Raw genomic sequence first — 17,470 nt, forward strand, 5'->3', positions numbered from 1 at the left:
CGAGCGTATAAGGTTGAGTCCCGCCAATGGGACGTCCGGGGAGAGGAAGCGTGATGGGGAAGCAATTCGCCATGAATGGTTTGAATACGCGCAAGCGGCTGGGCACGACGGCGTCGTTGCTGGCGCTGACGGTCGCGGTGCAGCTGGCAGCGACGGGCGCGATGGCGCAGACGACGGTTGCGCCGGCATCACGCGACGACCAGTCCACGCCGCAGACGGATACGCCGCAGACCGACAATTCGGTTCCGGCGGGCGCAGGCGCTGGCAAGCGTCCGGTTTCGGGCAGCATGTCGATCGAAAATCAGGCCGCTCCCGAGCAGTCGAACGTCACGGTAGCGGACGTTCAGACGCCGGCAAGCGACGAATCGGCCGGCGATGACATCGTTGTCACCGGCCTGCGCCAGTCGCTGGCGAACGCGCAGTCGATCAAGCGCAATGCTGACACCGTTGTCGATGCGATCACCGCCGAGGATATCGGCGCGCTCCCCGACCGGTCGGTCAACGAAGCGCTGCAGCGCGTACCGGGCGTCGCGATCACCCGCTTCGCCGCGGCGACCGACACCGCACACTTCTCCGTCGAAGGGTCGGGCGTTACCATCCGCGGCCTTTCCTATGTTCGTGGCGAGTTCAACGGCCGCGACAGCTTCGGCGTCAGCGGCGGTCGCGAGATCGGCTTCAACGACGTGCCGACCGAGCTGGTCGGGTCGGTCGAGGTGTACAAGAACCTGACCGCCGACATGATCGAAGGCGGCATCTCGGGCTCGGTCAACATCAACACCCGCAAGCCGTTCGATACCAAGGAAACGCTGATCTACCTGTCGGGTAGCGTCAACTATGGCGACTATAACGGTCGCAGCGAGCCGGCGGTGGTTGGTCTGTTCTCGAAGCAGTGGGACATCCCGAGCGGCGGCCGGTTCGGCATCATGGCCAGCGGCAGCTACAATCGCCAGCGCAGCCGGTCGGACTCGGTATTCTATTCGTCGTTCCTGCCGCGCTTCAACGACGATACCGACGGCAACGGTGTACAGAACGGTACGGAAGGCCGCATCCTGAACCCGGGTACGCCGTATCAGTCGACGCTGTGGGACCGCTATCCGGTGCCGGCGGGTCGCGACTCCGTGTACGTGCCGCTGGGCGCGGGCATGCGCATGCAGGAATTCGACCGCAAGCGCGTCGGCTATTCAGGCGCTGCGCAGTATGAGAACGCTTCGCGCAGCCTGTTGGTCACCGCACAGTTCCTGCGCGCCGAATCGTCGCAGAGCTGGCTCGACCGCACCGTCGAACCCAACGTCTATTACGGCGACGCGAACCAGATCTTCCCGCAGGGCTATAACTCGTTCGCGCCGGTCGCCGGACAGACCTTCAGTCAGCCGACCTATAACGACGACGGCCTGTTCACCAGCGGGACGCTGATCAAGCAGTTCGGCGGTCAGTACACGACGCTCGGCAACCGCTATTTCCAGACCGACGGGTTCACGCAGGACCAGTCGCTGAACGTCAAGTGGGACCCGACCGACCGCCTGCACCTGAACTTCGACGGGCAGTATGTCTATTCGAAGGCGCGCGATTCGGACGACGTGGTCGAACTGGCGACCTTTAGCGGCGTCAGCATCGACGGCCGCGGCAACGTGCCGCAGATCACGCTGGTCCCGCCGGGCAACCAGGCGATCGGCCCGTATTTCGCCAGCCAGACCAACACCTTCATCCGCGACGCGATGAACAACCGCACGCACAGCGACGGTGACGAATGGGCGTTCCGCGCCGATGCGCAATATGATGTGTCGGATGACTCGTTCCTGCGCAAGGTTCGCGTCGGTGGCCGCTACACCACCCGCGACCAGACGGTGAAGGCGAACGACTACAACAACTGGGGCGCGGTGTCGGACACCTGGACCTCGGGCCTTGCCACCGTCGATCGCTATCGCGACAGCATGACGCCGGTCAATTTCGCCGACTTCTATCGCGGTGAAGCGGTCCAGCCGCCGGTGGTGTGGGGTATTCAGGACGGCGTCCTGACCAACCACGACGCACTCACCGCGCTGCTGCGCACCGCCACCCGCCAGGGCGGCGGCGGCTATACTCCGCTGGAGGATCGCGGCACCGACCTGATCGACGGCTTCTTCCGGCCGAGCGAGGTCTATCGCATCACCGAGAAAACCTATTCGGGCTATGCCCGTCTCGACTTCGGCGTCGACAACATTGGCGGCGGCGAGGGCAATGTGTCGGGTAACATCGGCGTGCGCTTCGTCCACACCGAGGACCAGTCGTTCGGTGGCACCACCTTCCCGAACATTGCCAATACGCTGGGCGGTTTCCCGACCGTAGCCGCGTTCTGCGCCAGCCCGAACACCAACAACCAGGTTCGCCCGATCTGTACGGTGTCCGCGGCCCAGCAGGCGGCGATCGTTGCCTTCTCGAACAGCGGCAACGCCTCCGACGTCGCCACCCAGTCCTTTGACAAGTGGCTGCCAAGCCTGAACATCAAGTTCCAGCCCAATTCGCAGCTCTTGTTCCGCCTCGCGGCATCGAAGGCGATCTCGCGGCCGGGCTTTACCGACCTGCGCAACTTCGTCGGGCTCAACCCGTCGTCGGCGAACACGACCGGCATCTACGGCTTCAGCGCCAATTCGCGGAATCCGTTCCTGAAGCCGATCGACGCCAAGCAGGTCGATCTGACCGCCGAATGGTATTTCGCCAAGGTGGGCTCGCTGACCGCGGCGGTGTTCTACAAGCAGTTGTCGAACATCGTTCTCGACAATTTCGGGTATAGCCGCAGCTTCACGAACAACGGTCAGACCTTTGCTGCGACGATCAACGGCCCGGTCAACGTGCCCGGCAATGCCGACATCAAGGGTGCGGAGCTGTCGTATCAGCAGACCTACGACTTCCTGCCCGGCGCGCTGCGCGGACTGGGGTCGCAGGCTACTTTCACCTTTATCGATGCAGGCAAGATCCCGAACGCGGTGCCGGACAACCGGCCCGAGGACGGCAACCGTCCGCCGCTCGACGTCGCGGGGCTGTACGACAACCTGCCGCTGTCGCAGCTGTCGAAGTACAACTTCAACGTCTCGGCCTTCTACGATCTGGCCGGTGTCTATGCTCGTGTCGCGTATAGCTGGCGGTCGAAGTATCTGCTGACCAACCGCGACTGCTGCTTCCCGTTCCTGCCGGTCTATGCGCTGGCGACCGGGCAGATGGACGCATCGCTGTTCTACACGGTCAATCCGCAGTTCAAGATCGGCGTCCAGGTCCAGAACCTGCTCGATGCGACCACGCGGACCACGTTCGTACTGAACGACGAAGGTCAAGAAGCACCGCGTTCGTACTTCAAGAGCGATCGTCAGTTCCAGGTGAGTGTTCGCCTGACGCTCTGATCCATCTTTCTCTCCTGAGAATGGGGTCGCGACCTGTGTCGCGGCCCCTTTTTTTTTGGGTCGATGATGCGCGCAGTCGCGGTGCCCAGGACGGATGTGCGGTCCCGTCTGCGTGGACCATTTTCGGGTGCAGCAGCAGCATCGGCATAGGTCACCACGTTGCCCGGCACTGGCAGTGAAAATCTTCTGTCGCCGGCGCGATGCCGTTTGCCTCGGCTCCGCCCGAGGAGCGGCGTTCTTGCCTCCCGCGCGGACGGCATCAAGGACACGGCGCACGCATCACGGGCGAGGCGTACCATCAGAGGTTTGGCGAAAGACGTTCGGCGTCATCGGCGACGGCTTCGTCGGGGTGTCGGTGCCAATGCGGCCGGCAGGCGACGCGATCACCCCCGCCCAATACCCAATGCGCAACGTGTCGCGGCCCTGCGCCGATGCCGGGATGTCCCCCCTCACCCCGTGCGCAAGGTCGGAACAGATGGCGGTGCCGTCAGTCCAACGCGAACCGCTCGCCCCACGCGGCAGATCGGCCGTTGGACGATCGTCTCACAGGACCGGCAACTGAATCCGGGGCGAACTTTGCGCACGGCCAGCCAGCGCGCCGGTACGATGTCGAGCATCGACCTGGGTGTGCCCGTTCAGGATTTCAGGACGGGATAACAGCCTATCCCATGGACCTCGGTCGGCATGGACGGCAGCAGGCCGGCTGCCGGTGAATCGAACCGCGTCGACAACATCACCTTCACCATCCCCGGTGCGGCGTTGCAGACCGTATTGGATGTCACGTCTATATCGGCGGCGGTCAACGCCTGCCCGTAGCTTTGCGCGCGAGCGGTGGCGAAGGCGGCGCGGTGTGTCGGTGTGTCGCAATCGGTGCTGACCGACGTGCAGCGCGCCGTGCTGAACGCGACTTCGGTCAGCGATTGCCGGATCCACAGAAAGCGCGACCCTTCGATGATGCCGAACATCATGCTGAGGAAAACCGGGGCGAGCAGTGCGAACTCGATGGCGGTGGCGGCACGCCCGTCAGCAGCGAACGTGATGGTTCGGTTACGAACGGTCATTGCAGCCGAACTACGGCCGATTGTTCGAGCGTCGTGTCGCCGAAAAGATCGGCGGGCATGACGGTCGGCCGGTATTGATAGGTGGCCTTCACCTTCAGGTAGTAGCCGGACGTGGATACCGCACCCGTCGCGCTGCCCGTGCACGCTTCGCCGCACGTCGCCGTGGCGCGAAAACCACCGGCATCCGTCAGGCAGGCACATTGCCGCGACTGGTTCACGCACGGTGCGCTGCCGCCATTACAGTCGATGGTGACCCTCAGGTCCGACGCCACAGGCGCGCCCGCGACCGCCGACACCATCGCCGGAAGACTTGCATAGGGAACGGTGGACGCGTTCGAGAAGCCGTACACCGCGGCCGATGCGACACCCGCGCCCAGATTGCTGCGCTGAATGAAGAACATACCGAAATCGAGTGCGGCGAGCAGGATGGCGAACAGGAAGCACGTCAACAGCGCGAATTCGATCGTCGCTACGCCACGCCGATCGCGTCGGATGGAATTTCGTCGCAGGATCGTCACCGTATCAGTTCGACTTTGTTACGGCCGGGGCTGCCACCCCCGCCGGGCAGACCGGCACAGGTCGATCCCGACGTGCTGCCGCCCGATGCGGTGATCCGGTTGGCAATCAACATGAAACATTGCCCGGCGGACTGGGTCGAGTTGCCGCCGCTGATCGTCACATCGGAATTGGGCAGATGGACCACGCCGCTGAAGATGCTGTCAGACCCGCCGCCCCATGCGGTCGCGGTCGACGTCGCGCTGTCGACGAGCAAGCTGGTGATCGTGCCCGCCGTCGTGCCATTCGGCGAGGACAGGAGCTTGCTGCGCGCGCCACCGCTGAGATTGAGCGTACCCGACAGGACAAAGGTCACGTTCACCCCTGCCATGTCGGTATCGCCCGTCGAAACGCCTTCAAGCTGCGCGCCATATGTTTGGCCCGTCACCCTGGACGTATAGGGCCATTTGGTGCCGCCTGTGCCGTTCACCAGATCACCGGCAATCGTGTAGCGGCCCGCACCGAACAGCACTGCCCCCCTTACGTTCAGTTCGCCATTGATGAGGTGGTTGGCAGCCCTGCCGAACACGAGCCGGCTGCCCCCCTCGCTTGCGATGCTGCCACCTGCGCTGAACGCGCCGTCGCCCATGATCATGATCGCGCTACCTGCGAGCGCGATCGATCGGCCGTTGGCGGCGCGCCCGATACGATAGTTGCCGTCGCCCAACGCCAACGTCGAATCACCACCGATATCGATGCCGGCAACGACGTCGGTGTTTCCGGCGCCGGCCCACATCCAGCTACCGCCGCCGACCGAAATCGACCGGAACGCGTGCGCGCCCTTGCCGATGGTCAGCGTCGTGCCGCCCTTCAACGCCAGGTCGCCAGCGATCGAAACGCGGCCATCGCCGATGCGGTTGCTTCCCGAAAACCCCAGCGTACCGCTGCCGATCGAAAGGTTGCCGTTGCCGAAGGTAACGCCGGCGCCATCGAACCCGCCATTGATGCTGACGTCGCTGTTGCCGAAATCGACCTTCGTACCGCCGCCGATCGTGACGCCCCGCGCTACGGTGATGGTCGACTGGTTCGAGAACGTAACGGTCGTATCGCCGGTGATCTTCAACGCGCCGATCGTATATTTACCAGCCGGCACGATATAATTCCCGTTCCCGCGGCGAAAGCGGGCGACATTGGGACTGAAGTCGCTGCCGAACACCCAGTCCTCCCCTGCGGGTGTCGATGGATCGGCGATGTTGGCGGGCGGGTCATAGGTTCCGATCAGGGCGCGTGCGGCGGTAATCTCCGGATTGTCCTGCAACGGATCTGCGATCGTAGTGGCCGCCTTGGTGCGTTTGTCTGCGGCGGGGACGTTGCCGTTCCACGACGGATTGACGAAATCGACAGCGTACCGAACCGCATCGGCAACGATCGAGCCATAATTGTTCCGGATCGATCCCGCGCCCGAGACGATGTTCTTCGCACCGATGCGCGAACCGCCGTTATTGACGTCGCCAACCCCGGCGATCGCGCAGTCCGGGGCGTCGATCGTCGCTCCACCCGATGTCGAGACGGCATCCCCGCTCGACGTCAGGCCGAGGATGCACGGCGCGATACTCTCCGGCGCTTGAAGTCGCGCCGTCGCCGATGCCGCCACCGTATAGCTGCCGCCAAGACCAATTCCCCTCGCCAGCATGATCGGTACCTGGGTCGTGACGGTCACCAGTACCGCCTTCTCGCCGCGCGTGGGAACGTCGGTCAGCAGGTCCGCACTGATCGTCGCATCGGGCAGGCCATTGATCCGGGCGAGGTCGCGCGCGGTGGGCGCTAAGATAACTTCCTGTTTCTGAACGTTATAGGCCAGCGCCGCTGCAAGCGCCGCCAGATCCGCCACGCGTTGGTTGACGACGCGCTGCTGCAGTCCACGGTTGATGTCGACGGCAAACGCCGCAATGCCGATAAGACAAGGCAGCGACAATGCTCCGATGACCGCGACGGTGCCGCGGCAATCCGCTATCAGACGTCTCGGACCATCCCGGAAATTCATCGATTATTTCTAGGGGGAAAAGACTTTATACGGCGTTAATTATGCCCCGCCCCCGCTGGTGGTCCATCGACCCTGACAGTCCGGGTCAGGAAGCGACGCGGGATGCCCGTCAAAAAGCATGAACCTCGGGAGATCATCGGAAAATTCCGTCAATCTGACGCGAACCGCTCTCCATACGATGCACGTTGTTCCTTGATTGCAATGTTCAGCTGACGAGCAGCTGCCATTCGGCTTCGACGGTGCCCGAGCCGGGGATGTCGTCGCAACGCGTGCACGCCAAAGGGCTGTCGGCACGTTGCGCGAAACAACAGGTCGGATCGACGGGGCGCTTCGATCCGACCCGGGCAGGGTTTAATTTCGTTCGAACACGCTGGCGTAAAATCCGTCGAGCTTAACGGTAACGGTGACGGGCTTGTCTTCCCGGTTCTTCCAGTACCAGCCATGTGTCCCGGCGAAGGGGGCGGTGAAGCTACCCTGGGAAGACGTTATGTCCTTCTGTTTCCAGTAGTCGGTGAACTCGTCCTCCTTCCCACCAGTCGGCTCACCATGCATGTCGGCGCGGACCGGACCTGTCGATGTCCAGCGGAAATTGAAGCTGTCGCCGGCCTGCATCCGCGCCTTCACCTCGATCCCCTTGCCGGGGGCGAGGGTGACCGTCTTTTCATCGCTGCGGAACGGCGTGGCACGGGCGATATTCGCCTGGGTCTGCGCGGCAACCGCAACGGCGACCGGGGCGGCCGCCGGCATGGTCGAGCGCGTCGCGTCGTCGACCGCATCTTCGCCGGCCGCCATGCGGGTCAAGCCGAGCGCCTTGCCGACCCCGGTCGGATCGATCGCATATTCGGCCGGCAGCACGAACAGCACGAGGATCGCGGCCCCCGCCGCCAGCGCAGCGATCGACGCCCGCCCCAGCGTCCGGGGCGAGGCATGATAGGGCGTGGTGGTGGTGGCAACCGTCATGCGACCTTCTCCGTCATGAAACCGGCGACCTGATAGCCGGTGAGAACGATCCCCGCGCACATCAGCGCAGCGTTGGCAACGACGACACTGCGGGTGAAGCTGGGTGAGCGCCGCCACAGCGTCATCAGGATCAGGATGATGCCGAGCGCCATGAACTGCCCCATTTCCACCCCGACATTGAAGCTGACGAGGTTGGGGATCAGCCCGTCGCGCGACGCGATCAAATCCTGCAACTTGGTCGCCAGGCCAAAGCCGTGGAAAAACCCGAAGATCAGCACCGCCGCCTTCTGGTTCGGCTGAAACCCGATCAGCGTCGGAAAGGCACCCAGATTGTCGAGCGCCTTGTAGACCACCGACAGCCCGATGATCGCGTCGATCAGATAGGGATTGGCGTGAATGTTGAAGAACACCCCGGCCAGCAGCGTCGTACTATGCCCGATCGCGAACAGCGTGACATAGGTACCGACATCCTTCAGCCGGTACAGGAAGAAGATGACGCCGAAGAGGAACAGCAGGTGATCGTACCCGGTCACCATGTGTTTCGCACCCAGATACATATAGGGCACGATGTTGATGCCCGGATTGTTCTGGATGAACGCCTTGTCCCCTTCGGCGACACCATGCGCCGCAGCGACCCCGTGCAGGCCGAGCGCCACGGCCGCGCCAAACAGCAGCCACGCGCGACGCAGCCCCCTCATTTGACGGCAAAGGTCGCGGTCTGCCGCGCCTGGGTCTTCCTATCGATCAGCAGGACGCCGACCTTCGATCCGGCGGCGATCTTCGCGCCCTTGGCGACGAACTGGTTCTTGGCCGCCGGCGTCAGCACGATCTCGCTGCGCTGCGCACCGGTGGTGACGAACAGCTTGCCCATCATGCCGGCGGCCGGGACTTCGTCACCGTCCTCCATGACATAGAGCGATACGCCGGCCGGCGCGCGGACCAGTTCGAACACGGTCTCGCCGACTTCGACGACCTGTCCGCCATGCCGCGGCTTGTCGTCGCCATGGGCCAGAGCGGGGGTGGCGATCAGCGCGAGGGCGATCGACAGAGTCTTGAACTTCATAGGATATCTCCGGGAAAGGACTTATTGCTCGGGTGCGTGCGGCAACGTGAAGGACAGGGTCGCCGTATGTTCGTAATGGTCGATCTTGGTCGGCTGATCGGTGGGCGAGACATAGACGGCGCGCAGCACGTTCAGCCCCTGGTTGCGGACCGGCAGGGTCACCGTCCCATCGGCCTTGGTCTCGACCTCCGCCGCGTCGGGGTCGTTGACCATGTCATTGATCAGCTTGACGCCCGACACGGGCTTGCCCTTGAAATACACGCGATAGGTCATCGGCGTGCCGAGCTTGGCTGGCAGTGCGCCGACCGGCACGATCTGGAGCAACTGTGACGGGATCAGCGGCACCGGCTTGGTCAGCGCGCCCTGAATGGTCGTCGCGTACTTGATCGTGGTCTCGCTCTTTACCGAATTGGGTACCTCGTCCTTCGGCTTCTTGACGAACTCGCCGTCGGGCAGCTTCGACCAGGTCCCGTTCTGCAGCACCGCGCTGACCAAGGCCGGCGGGGCATCGGTATCGACCACCACCAGTGCCCCGTTGGTGCGCAACTGCGCGCCGATCGGGTTCAGGTCCGCATCCCATGCCTGCACATTTTCCATGTTGGGCTGGCGCTTCACCGCTTCGAGATCGTCTGCGCCGATGCCGTAGATGATCGCGATCTGCTTGGCGCGCTGCGCGAACCATATTCCGTGCGCACCGGCCAGCGTGGGTGCAAGCATACCGGTTGATACGGCAGCGGTGTACAAGAACATCTTCAGTCTGGTCATGTTGTTGCCCCTTCGCTGTGACAGGTTAGTCGTAATCGAAGTGTGTCGTATGGAATCACCATTTTCTGCGGCCTCGCGGCATAATGTGCCGGAGCAGTGTGATCCGTGACATTCCGGAAAGCCATGTCATGTGTAAGTATGTATGCTACACATCAGAAATACTTCAGCCATTTGATGTCGCGACGACGCTGCTTCAGTCGCGAAAACCAGGCAGTCGGCAGATACAGCGGCAACAGAAGCGCGAAGTACCAAACTACCACGCCACCGTAATTGTCGAAGCCATAGGTCTCACCGTGGTTCGGTCCCCAAATAGCTAGCGCACCATGGTAGAAGATGCGCAGCACGGTCAGATGGAAGAGGTAGAAGAACATCGGCGCTCCGCCAAAGACGGCAAGCGCAGCGGTCAGACGGGAAGTGTCGATCCTTTCGAACAGGGCGAGCACCACTGCGCCAACGCCCAGCGTCGGCAACAGAAACAGAAGCGACGCCGGGTACTTGGTCATGGATATGAAACTCAGAACCGTTCGTCCCGGGTCGCCTTCCACGACGAACCACGGGTGATCGCCATAGACATTGAGAAAGCGCAGCACGAAGAACGCGGCGATCATGCCAAAGCCGAGCCGTAGCAGGCGCTGCTGCCGAACCGCTGGTGCCACGTCCGGCCGGAACCATGGTCCGATCCCGAAGCCCAGTGAGATGACACCGATCCAGGGCAGGATCGGATAGGTCGTCTTCGCCAGAAAGCCGAACGGCAGCGCAATCGTGTCCCGCTGATGCAGGATCGCCCAGAGCGGGAACAGGCTGTCATCCGGTTGCAGGCGGATGGGGTCGAGCAGGTTGTGGCAGCAGACCAGCGCCAGACCCACACCGATCAGTGCCGGTCGGGGCAACCGCATCAGCACGCTGAGCAGGATCATGCAGATGCCGATGCACCATATGACCTGTAACCAGAACGTCGGTTGCGGCACGATACCCCAATATAGCGGCCCGAGGTAGAGCAGTTCGAAGGCGATGAGCAGCGAGCCACGCTTCAGGAGATAAGCGGTGGTTTCCTTGACCGTATGATTCACACTGAACAGGTAGACGCCCAGTCCTGTCAGCGCGACAAAGATCGGTGCGCAGAAACTTACGATGAACCGGGCAAATCCTACCGCTGGCAAGATCGTTCGCGCGTCGACCGGATCTGTTACCGGAAGATATACAAACCACGTCTCTCGCATGTGATCCAGAAGCATGAGGACCATGACCAGTCCCCGCAACGCATCGATGTTCTGCAGCCGGGTCCGCGCTGCTGGTTTCGCGACGTTATCGGTGCGAGGCTGGATTGATCCGGAAGCAATCGATGCGATCGACGCCATCTGCTGTTCCCCAACTATACGGCATGTGCCGATCTTGCTGCATCATGACGGCATTGGTTTGGCGATATGTCCCGCGTTCATGTGAAAGATCGTCTGTGTGTGCCGCATTGCACAAGCTTTGCGACATGATCTGTCGCGGCAACGATCAGGCTTTTGAATGTATACGATCTCATGCGCTTGTAGATTGCGGCTTACGACGGCTCCGCAATTTTCTACCTAGTTGGCGTTGGATGCAGTCCGTTCCAGACACTTGCAGCCCCGAACAGGAGAAGGCGCCGCGGATGCATCGTCATCAATAACAGTCCCCATCACCGAGTTCGGATGCCATCATCATAGGTCACTCGTGGAACGGATTGATACGCACCCCGCCTCCGTTCGCTGCGGACGCTTACATTGGCATGACGCATCGCCTTGAAGGCCAAATCCGATGAGAATTTTCATCGTTCTTTGGCAGACAGAATTATTTTCGCTGATCGCGAGCAAATCCTTCGGCAAGTAAAGTCTCATAATTCCAGCCAATTAAGTGTCCTGATCGGGAGAATATCTTACCCAAGCTCTGACACGCCGGTAAGAATGCCGCGCTTCGTCGCTGCGGTCGCAATGTATTGCCGCACTACGCGGATTCGGCAGCAACGAAGCACAGCTTCCCCTAGGCCGTTCCAGGCGAGCCGTTCGGTTCGACTGGCGGTGCGGTCGGTGAGGAACGAGGGTTGCGAGACCACCGATCGACGAACGCACTGATTGCGGGCAGCACCAGCAGCGTCAGTATCGTCGACGTAATCAGTCCTCCGATCACCACCGTAGCAAGCGGCCGTTGCACCTCGGCCCCGGTGCCGGTCGCCAATGCCATCGGCACGAACCCGAGGCTGGCGACCAACGCCGTCATCAGAACCGGACGTACCCGTTCCATCGCGCCGTCGATGATGGCACGGTCGTCGGTGGCGCCCTCGTCACGGTACTTGCGGATCGCGCTCATCATCACGAGACCGTTCAGGACGGCCACGCCCGACAGGGCGATGAAGCCGACAGCCGCAGTGATCGAGAAGGGAATACCGCGCAGCAAGAGTGCGAAGACGCCACCCGCCAGCGCCATGGGTACCGCCGAAAAGACGATTCCTGCCGATGCGAAGCTGCCCAGGGCCATGAACAGCAAGGCATAGATGGCGACGAAGCAGATCGGCACAACGATCAGAAGGCGCAACCGTGCCGACTGCAGGCTTTCGAACGTTCCGCCCCATGCCGTGTACATGCCGGTCGGAAGTTGCATCCGCCCGATCTTCGCCTGCGCTTCCGCGACGAAGCCGCCCAGATCGCGACCACGCACGTTGATCTGCACGACCACCATACGTTTGCCGTTTTCCCGGCTGATCTGGTTCAATCCCTGGGTGTAGCTGAACCGCGCAACCTGACTGAGCGGGATCGAACGCGCGACCTGTTGATCTGCGGCGGGTAGCATGACCGGGATCGAACCCAGCGCCTCGACATCGTCGCGTTGCGCATCGGGCAGACGGACGACTACGTCGAAGCGGCGGTCCCCCTCGAACAGCAAGCCGGCGTGCCGGCCGCCCAGCGCTGCGGACACGGTATTCGCCACCTGCTCGACCGACAGACCATAGCGGCCTGCCGCCTGACGATCGATCTGGACGTCGAAGGTTGGTGCGCCGGACGTCTGTTCGGCGCTTACGTCCGCTGCACCGGGAATGGTCCGAACGGCAGATGCAATATGTCTGGCCTGTTCGCTCATCGCGTCGAGGTCATCGCCATAGAGTTTGATCGCGACGTCCGAACGAACGCCCGCGATCAGTTCGTTGAAGCGCATCTGGATCGGCTGCTGGATTTCCGTCCGATTACCGATCAGCGGCTTCATCCGCTCCTCGATCCGACGCAAAATATCCTCCTTGCTCTTCACGTCCGCGGGCCATTCGCTTTCCGGCTTGGGAATGACGTAGGTGTCGGACGCGTTGGGTGGCATCGGATCGGTGCCAAGGTCGGCATTGCCGTTCTTCGAGAACACCAGCGCGACTTCGGGCATGGTCTTCAGCGCATCCTCGATCTGAAGCTGCATCCGGGTCGACTGGTCGATCGAGGCCGACGGTACGCGAAAGTTGGTGACCGTGATGTCCTTCTCGTCGAGTTGCGGCATGAACTCCTCGCCGAGAAGACCGAAGCTCAATACCGCCGCGACGAACACGGCGACGCCGCCCAGAATGAACGGTATCGGCCGCGCAACGGCCCGGTTGAGTACCGGAGCGTAGCGCTCCTTGAACCAGCGGATCGGCTTCACCTCCGTTTCGCTGACACGCCCCTTGACGACGATGGCGATCATTGCCGGAATGAAGGTCAGCGACAGGATGAACGCGGATGCGAGCGCGAGCATGAGCGTGACAGCCATCGGCGCGAACGTCTTCCCCTCGACCCCCTGAAAGGTGAGCAGTGGCACGAAGACGAGGAAGATGATGAGCTGACCATAGACGGTCGGACGCACCATTTCCTGTGCGGCGAGCGTGGTTTCCTCCATCCGTTCGTCACGGGTGAGCAAGCGCCCTTCATGTTCCTGACGTTCGGCAAGACGGCGCAGGGCATTCTCGACGATGATGACCGCGCCGTCGACGATCAGGCCGAAGTCGAGCGCGCCGAGACTCATCAGGTTCCCGGATACGCCCAGACCGTTCATGCCCGCGGCCGTCATCAGCATGGTAATGGGAATGACCGCTGCGGTGATGAGGGCGGCGCGGATGTTGCCGAGGAGCAGGAACAGGACGACGATGACGAGCAGCGCGCCCTCGGTCAGATTCTTCTCGACCGTCGCGATCGTCGCATCGACCAGCTTGGAGCGGTTGTAGACCGGTTCGGCGAAGATGTCCGACGGCAGGGCCTTGTTGATCTCGGTCAGCTTGCCGGCGGCGTCGGTCGCGACGATCCGGCTGTTGTCGCCGACCAGCATCAACACGGTCGAGATGACCGCCTCCGATCCCATGCGACTACCCGAACCGGTGCGGACCGCTCCGCCGATGACGACCTCGCCCACATCCTTGACGCGGACGGGTACGCCGTTGCGGGTGGCGACGACCGCTTCCTGAATATCCCCGATCGATTTCAGCCGGGCATCGGCCCTGACCAGGAAACTCTCCCCCGCACGGCGGACATAGTTGGACCCGGCCGACAGGTTGGCCCGCTCCATCGCATCGGCCAGCTCCGTGACCGACAAGCCGTAGCTGGCGAGCGCGTTCAGGTTCGGCTCGATCAGATACTGCTTCACATAGCCGCCGTTGGAATCGACGCCCGCCACGCCACGCACAGCACGCATTTGCGGTCGGATGATCCAGTCCTGGACCGTGCGCAGATAGGCCGCCTTCGCAAGCTCGGTGGTCAGTCGTTCTCCCTCGGGCGTGAGGTAGCTCCCGTCCGACTGCCAACCCGGCTTGCCGTCTACGGCCTTCACCCCCTTCCCGTCGGGGTGCCGGAAGGCGACCGAATAGAAGAAGATTTCGCCAAGGCCCGTGCTGAGCGGCGCCAGGATCGGCTGTACGCCGGCCGGCAGGCTGTCGCGCGACTGCGCAAGGCGTTCGGTCACCTGCTGGCGCGCGAAATAAATGTCGGTCGCATCCGTGAACACGGCCGTGACCTGGCTGAAACCGTTGCGCGAAATCGATCGCGTCATCTCGAGACCGGGAATGCCGGCCAGCGCCGTCTCCACCGGAAACGTCACCTGTTTCTCGATGTCGACCGGTCCCAGGGTCGGTGCGAACGTGCTGATCTGGACCTGCCGGTTCGTGACATCGGGAACCGCATCAATCGGCAGCTTCGTGATCTGCCAGAGGCCGAAGCCCATGACGACAAGGGTCAGGAATGCGACCAGCCATCGCATTCGAACCGACAGCGAAAGGATGCGGGCGATCATTCGGCCGACTCCTTCTCGATCTCGGCCTTCAGCAGAAAGGCGTTGGTCGTGGCGATCCGCGTGCCTGCGTAAAGGCCGTTCGTGACCGCGGCCATGCCGCCCGATCGGCTGCCCACCTGTACAGGCTGCGCGCGGAAACCCTGTGCGGTACGCACGAACACGACGGTATCGGTTCCGAGGGTCTGTACCGCATCCTGCGGGACCATCACGCCGTTGCCCGACGTTCCGCCGCTGGCGAGAATGCGGGCCTGCACCAGCTGTCCCGGCACCAGCGTGCTGCCACCCCCACTGGGCGTAACCACCACCGTTGCGGCCCGGGTCTGCGGATCGACGACGCCCGTCGCCGCGCGAACACGGCCATCGATCGAGCGACCATCACTTGTCGTCAGCTGTACGCGATCACCTTCGCGAATGCGGCTTGCATCGGCAGGGGGGACGTTGGCCGTGATCTGAAGCCGGCGCGGGTCGGCCACGCGGAACAGTTCGGTTTCGGCGGCTACAAACTGACCGAGGTTCGCAGCCGCGCTGGTGACACGGCCGGAGACCGGACTGACGACGGCGACCGAACGGCCATCGCCCGCCACGCGGGCGGCACCGGCTGCGGCACTGGCGCGACGTGCATCCGCCTGCGCGACGGCAAGGTTGGCTTGCGCCCTTTCATAATCGGCGCGCGGCGTGACACCCTGCGCCAACAGCCCGCGCTCGCGCTCAAGCTGGCGAGCCGCAAGCGTGACCCGTGCCGAAGCGGCTGCGCGATCGGCAGCGATCTGGGACGCGTCCCGACTTTCGACCATTGCCAGCGTCTGGCCGGCACGCACGGGATCGCCGATGCGCACCATGATCCGACTGATCGTGCCCGGTGCCCCGGAAGTCAGCAGCGCTTCTGCATCCGGTGCCGCCTCGACCGTGGCGGATGCAGGGATCGCAGCGTCGAGTGCGCCCGCAGTCGCCGGCGCAACAGCGATCCTCGACGCTGCGAGCGCCTGGGGCGTCATCGTTACGACGTTTGACGGTTTTGCTTCCTCTACGCTCTCGGTAGCGACTGGCGCGGGCACGGGGGGCTGTGTCAGGCGCGCGGCACCGAAACCGAGCGCAGCGGCAACGACCACACCGATCGCCACGCCGGTGAACAGGCGATTCTTCTCGGTCATTGGACCGTTTCTCCAGTAATGCTGAGGCCCTGCAGACGGGCAAGATCGGCGCGGGCGTCGAAGCGGGCGGTGGCGGCATCGAGAATGACCCCGCGTGCAACCCCAAGATTGTGTCGGGCGACGAGCAGTTCGATCAGCGGGCTCTTGCCCGCTTCATATGCGATACGTGCAAGGCGATAGCCTTCCTCTGCCGTCGCCATCGTCCGCCTTGCGGCGATCGCCCGGTTATCCGCTGCGGCAACGAGCGCGAGGGCGGCACGGGTGTCACCTTCGGCTTCGAGACGGGCGGCCGCCGCGCGTGCTTCGGCCGCTTGCAGTTCGGCACTGGCCGCGGCGATGTTCCCGCGATTTCGGTCGAAGAACGGCAGCGGAACGGTCACCCCGGCGACGACCGCCGGCCCACTGGCTACCCGGAGCTGCCGGACGCCCAGCTGGGCGGTGACGTTTGGAATGGCAAGTCGCTGCTGTACGGTCACCGCGCGCGCCGCCGCTTCGCGCTCGGCCGCCGCAACACGCACCGTGGTTGCCTGCATCGGATCGATCGGGCCGGTGGCGGGCCTGGCGTCGAGACGATCGAGCAGCGATTCCGCTATGCCGACATAGGGCGTCGAGGCTCCGGCCAATGCTGACAGTCGTGCCAGCGCGGCGGTCTTCATTGCCCGGCTCGTCTCGAATTCCGCCTGAAGCGTGTTCAGCTCGGTTTCGGCCTGCACCTGACGAAGGCGCGCTTCCTTGCCGGCTCCGACCAGTGCCCGTGCTACCTTCAGGTCCGACGTCGCCTCTTCGACCTCGTCCTCCGCCAGACCAATGCGGCGATCTGCGATCTCCACGGCAGCATAGGCGCGGGCCAATTCGGTGGCATAGGCGAGCCTGCCATCAAGGCTACGTGCCTGTGCTGCGGCAACCCCGGCGTCGCCTGCCGCGATCCGGGCGGCACGCTTGCCGCCAAGCTCGATGGCCTGATCGATCTGGAATGTCGTCTGCTGCTGGTTGCTGGCATTCGCGGAACGATCCCCGGCGAAGTTTTCGGCATAGACGTTGAAAAACGGGTTTGGCCGGGCGCGCGCCTGCGCGGCGAGCCCACGGGTGCGGGCGACGTCGGCTTCAAGGGCCATCACGCGCGGAACGTCGCGTGTCCGGGCCAAGAGCTGCGAAAAGGGTGGCGCGGTCTGTGCACAGGCCGCACCTGCGGGACAAAGCGCCGCAAGCGTACCGGCCAGCGCAATCACGCGCTGCCGGCCGAAACTGCCGATCATGATGAGATTCCTTGACGTGGAGAGACGCAGGCGGCGCAAAGC

The 17,470-nt window shown here is 63.3% G+C and carries 13 protein-coding genes; 2 read left to right on the forward strand and 11 right to left on the reverse strand.

What is annotated here, in order from left to right:
- The first annotated feature begins 71 nt into the window (after positions 1-71).
- On the forward strand, positions 72-3,374 hold the full coding sequence (locus ASE91_RS10370) for a TonB-dependent receptor (protein ID WP_156357781.1): 3,303 nt from the start codon (positions 72-74) through the stop codon (positions 3,372-3,374).
- A gap of 635 nt (positions 3,375-4,009) precedes the next feature.
- On the opposite strand, the gene ASE91_RS10375 is transcribed toward ASE91_RS10370, so the two are convergent.
- The 10 genes from ASE91_RS10375 to ASE91_RS10420 all read right to left on the reverse strand — a co-directional run bounded on the left by ASE91_RS10375 (position 4,010) and on the right by ASE91_RS10420 (position 15,944).
- Entirely contained in the window at positions 4,010-4,435 is a 426-nt protein-coding gene (locus ASE91_RS10375) for a TadE/TadG family type IV pilus assembly protein (protein WP_056000340.1), read from the reverse strand.
- Positions 4,432-4,953, reverse strand: coding sequence for a TadE family protein (locus ASE91_RS10380; protein WP_056625856.1), 522 nt, complete (start codon positions 4,951-4,953; stop codon positions 4,432-4,434). Before ASE91_RS10380 ends, ASE91_RS10375 begins: the two co-directional genes overlap by 4 nt.
- Positions 4,950-6,974: a pilus assembly protein TadG-related protein gene (locus ASE91_RS10385; protein WP_056625859.1), complete on the reverse strand. Its 2,025-nt coding sequence runs from the start codon at positions 6,972-6,974 to the stop codon at positions 4,950-4,952. The genes ASE91_RS10380 and ASE91_RS10385 overlap by 4 nt, the downstream gene beginning before the upstream one ends.
- A 351-nt stretch (positions 6,975-7,325) precedes the next feature.
- Positions 7,326-7,934, reverse strand: coding sequence for a hypothetical protein (locus ASE91_RS10390; protein WP_056625862.1), 609 nt, complete (start codon positions 7,932-7,934; stop codon positions 7,326-7,328).
- Positions 7,931-8,632, reverse strand: coding sequence for a HupE/UreJ family protein (locus ASE91_RS10395; RefSeq protein WP_056625865.1), 702 nt, complete (start codon positions 8,630-8,632; stop codon positions 7,931-7,933). Before ASE91_RS10395 ends, ASE91_RS10390 begins: the two co-directional genes overlap by 4 nt.
- Positions 8,629-8,997: a hypothetical protein gene (locus tag ASE91_RS10400; RefSeq protein WP_056625868.1), complete on the reverse strand. Its 369-nt coding sequence runs from the start codon at positions 8,995-8,997 to the stop codon at positions 8,629-8,631. Before ASE91_RS10400 ends, ASE91_RS10395 begins: the two co-directional genes overlap by 4 nt.
- Positions 8,998-9,018: 21 nt before the next feature.
- Entirely contained in the window at positions 9,019-9,762 is a 744-nt protein-coding gene (locus tag ASE91_RS10405; protein ID WP_056000356.1) for a DUF4198 domain-containing protein, read from the reverse strand.
- Between the two features lie 152 nt (positions 9,763-9,914).
- A complete protein-coding gene (locus ASE91_RS10410) occupies positions 9,915-11,120 on the reverse strand; it encodes a DUF1624 domain-containing protein (protein ID WP_056625871.1) in 1,206 nt (401 codons plus the stop codon).
- A 649-nt stretch (positions 11,121-11,769) separates the two neighbouring features.
- A complete protein-coding gene (locus tag ASE91_RS10415) occupies positions 11,770-15,021 on the reverse strand; it encodes an efflux RND transporter permease subunit (protein WP_056625874.1) in 3,252 nt (1,083 codons plus the stop codon).
- Complete coding sequence (locus ASE91_RS10420) at positions 15,018-15,944, reverse strand: efflux RND transporter periplasmic adaptor subunit (RefSeq protein ID WP_443024534.1); 927 nt, start codon at positions 15,942-15,944, stop codon at positions 15,018-15,020. The genes ASE91_RS10415 and ASE91_RS10420 overlap by 4 nt, the downstream gene beginning before the upstream one ends.
- Between ASE91_RS10420 and ASE91_RS21045 the strand changes: the two genes are divergently transcribed.
- Complete coding sequence (locus ASE91_RS21045; protein WP_443024535.1) at positions 15,850-16,191, forward strand: hypothetical protein; 342 nt, start codon at positions 15,850-15,852, stop codon at positions 16,189-16,191. The two genes, ASE91_RS10420 and ASE91_RS21045, sit on opposite strands and share 95 nt — an antisense overlap.
- Here the strand turns inward: ASE91_RS21045 and ASE91_RS10425 are convergent.
- Entirely contained in the window at positions 16,169-17,467 is a 1,299-nt protein-coding gene (locus tag ASE91_RS10425) for a TolC family protein (RefSeq protein WP_235530419.1), read from the reverse strand. The genes ASE91_RS21045 and ASE91_RS10425 overlap by 23 nt on opposite strands.
- Positions 17,468-17,470: the final 3 nt, after the last annotated feature.

Source organism: Sphingomonas sp. Leaf62 (genome assembly GCF_001421915.1).
Classification (GTDB): domain Bacteria; phylum Pseudomonadota; class Alphaproteobacteria; order Sphingomonadales; family Sphingomonadaceae; genus Sphingomonas.

Bases quoted from the DNA above. Each gene is read 5' to 3' on its own strand.
- ASE91_RS10400 (WP_056625868.1), bottom strand. From the start codon at position 8,997: ATGAAGTTCAAGACTCTGTCGATCGCCCTCGCGCTGATCGCCACCCCC.
- ASE91_RS10410 (WP_056625871.1), bottom strand. From the start codon at position 11,120: ATGGCGTCGATCGCATCGATTGCTTCCGGATCAATCCAGCCTCGCACC.
- ASE91_RS10395 (WP_056625865.1), bottom strand. From the start codon at position 8,632: ATGAGGGGGCTGCGTCGCGCGTGGCTGCTGTTTGGCGCGGCCGTGGCG.
- ASE91_RS10370 (WP_156357781.1), top strand. From the start codon at position 72: ATGAATGGTTTGAATACGCGCAAGCGGCTGGGCACGACGGCGTCGTTG.
- ASE91_RS21045 (WP_443024535.1), top strand. From the start codon at position 15,850: ATGCGCACCATGATCCGACTGATCGTGCCCGGTGCCCCGGAAGTCAGC.
- ASE91_RS10415 (WP_056625874.1), bottom strand. From the start codon at position 15,021: ATGATCGCCCGCATCCTTTCGCTGTCGGTTCGAATGCGATGGCTGGTC.
- ASE91_RS10385 (WP_056625859.1), bottom strand. From the start codon at position 6,974: ATGAATTTCCGGGATGGTCCGAGACGTCTGATAGCGGATTGCCGCGGC.
- ASE91_RS10405 (WP_056000356.1), bottom strand. From the start codon at position 9,762: ATGACCAGACTGAAGATGTTCTTGTACACCGCTGCCGTATCAACCGGT.
- ASE91_RS10390 (WP_056625862.1), bottom strand. From the start codon at position 7,934: ATGACGGTTGCCACCACCACCACGCCCTATCATGCCTCGCCCCGGACG.
- ASE91_RS10375 (WP_056000340.1), bottom strand. From the start codon at position 4,435: ATGACCGTTCGTAACCGAACCATCACGTTCGCTGCTGACGGGCGTGCC.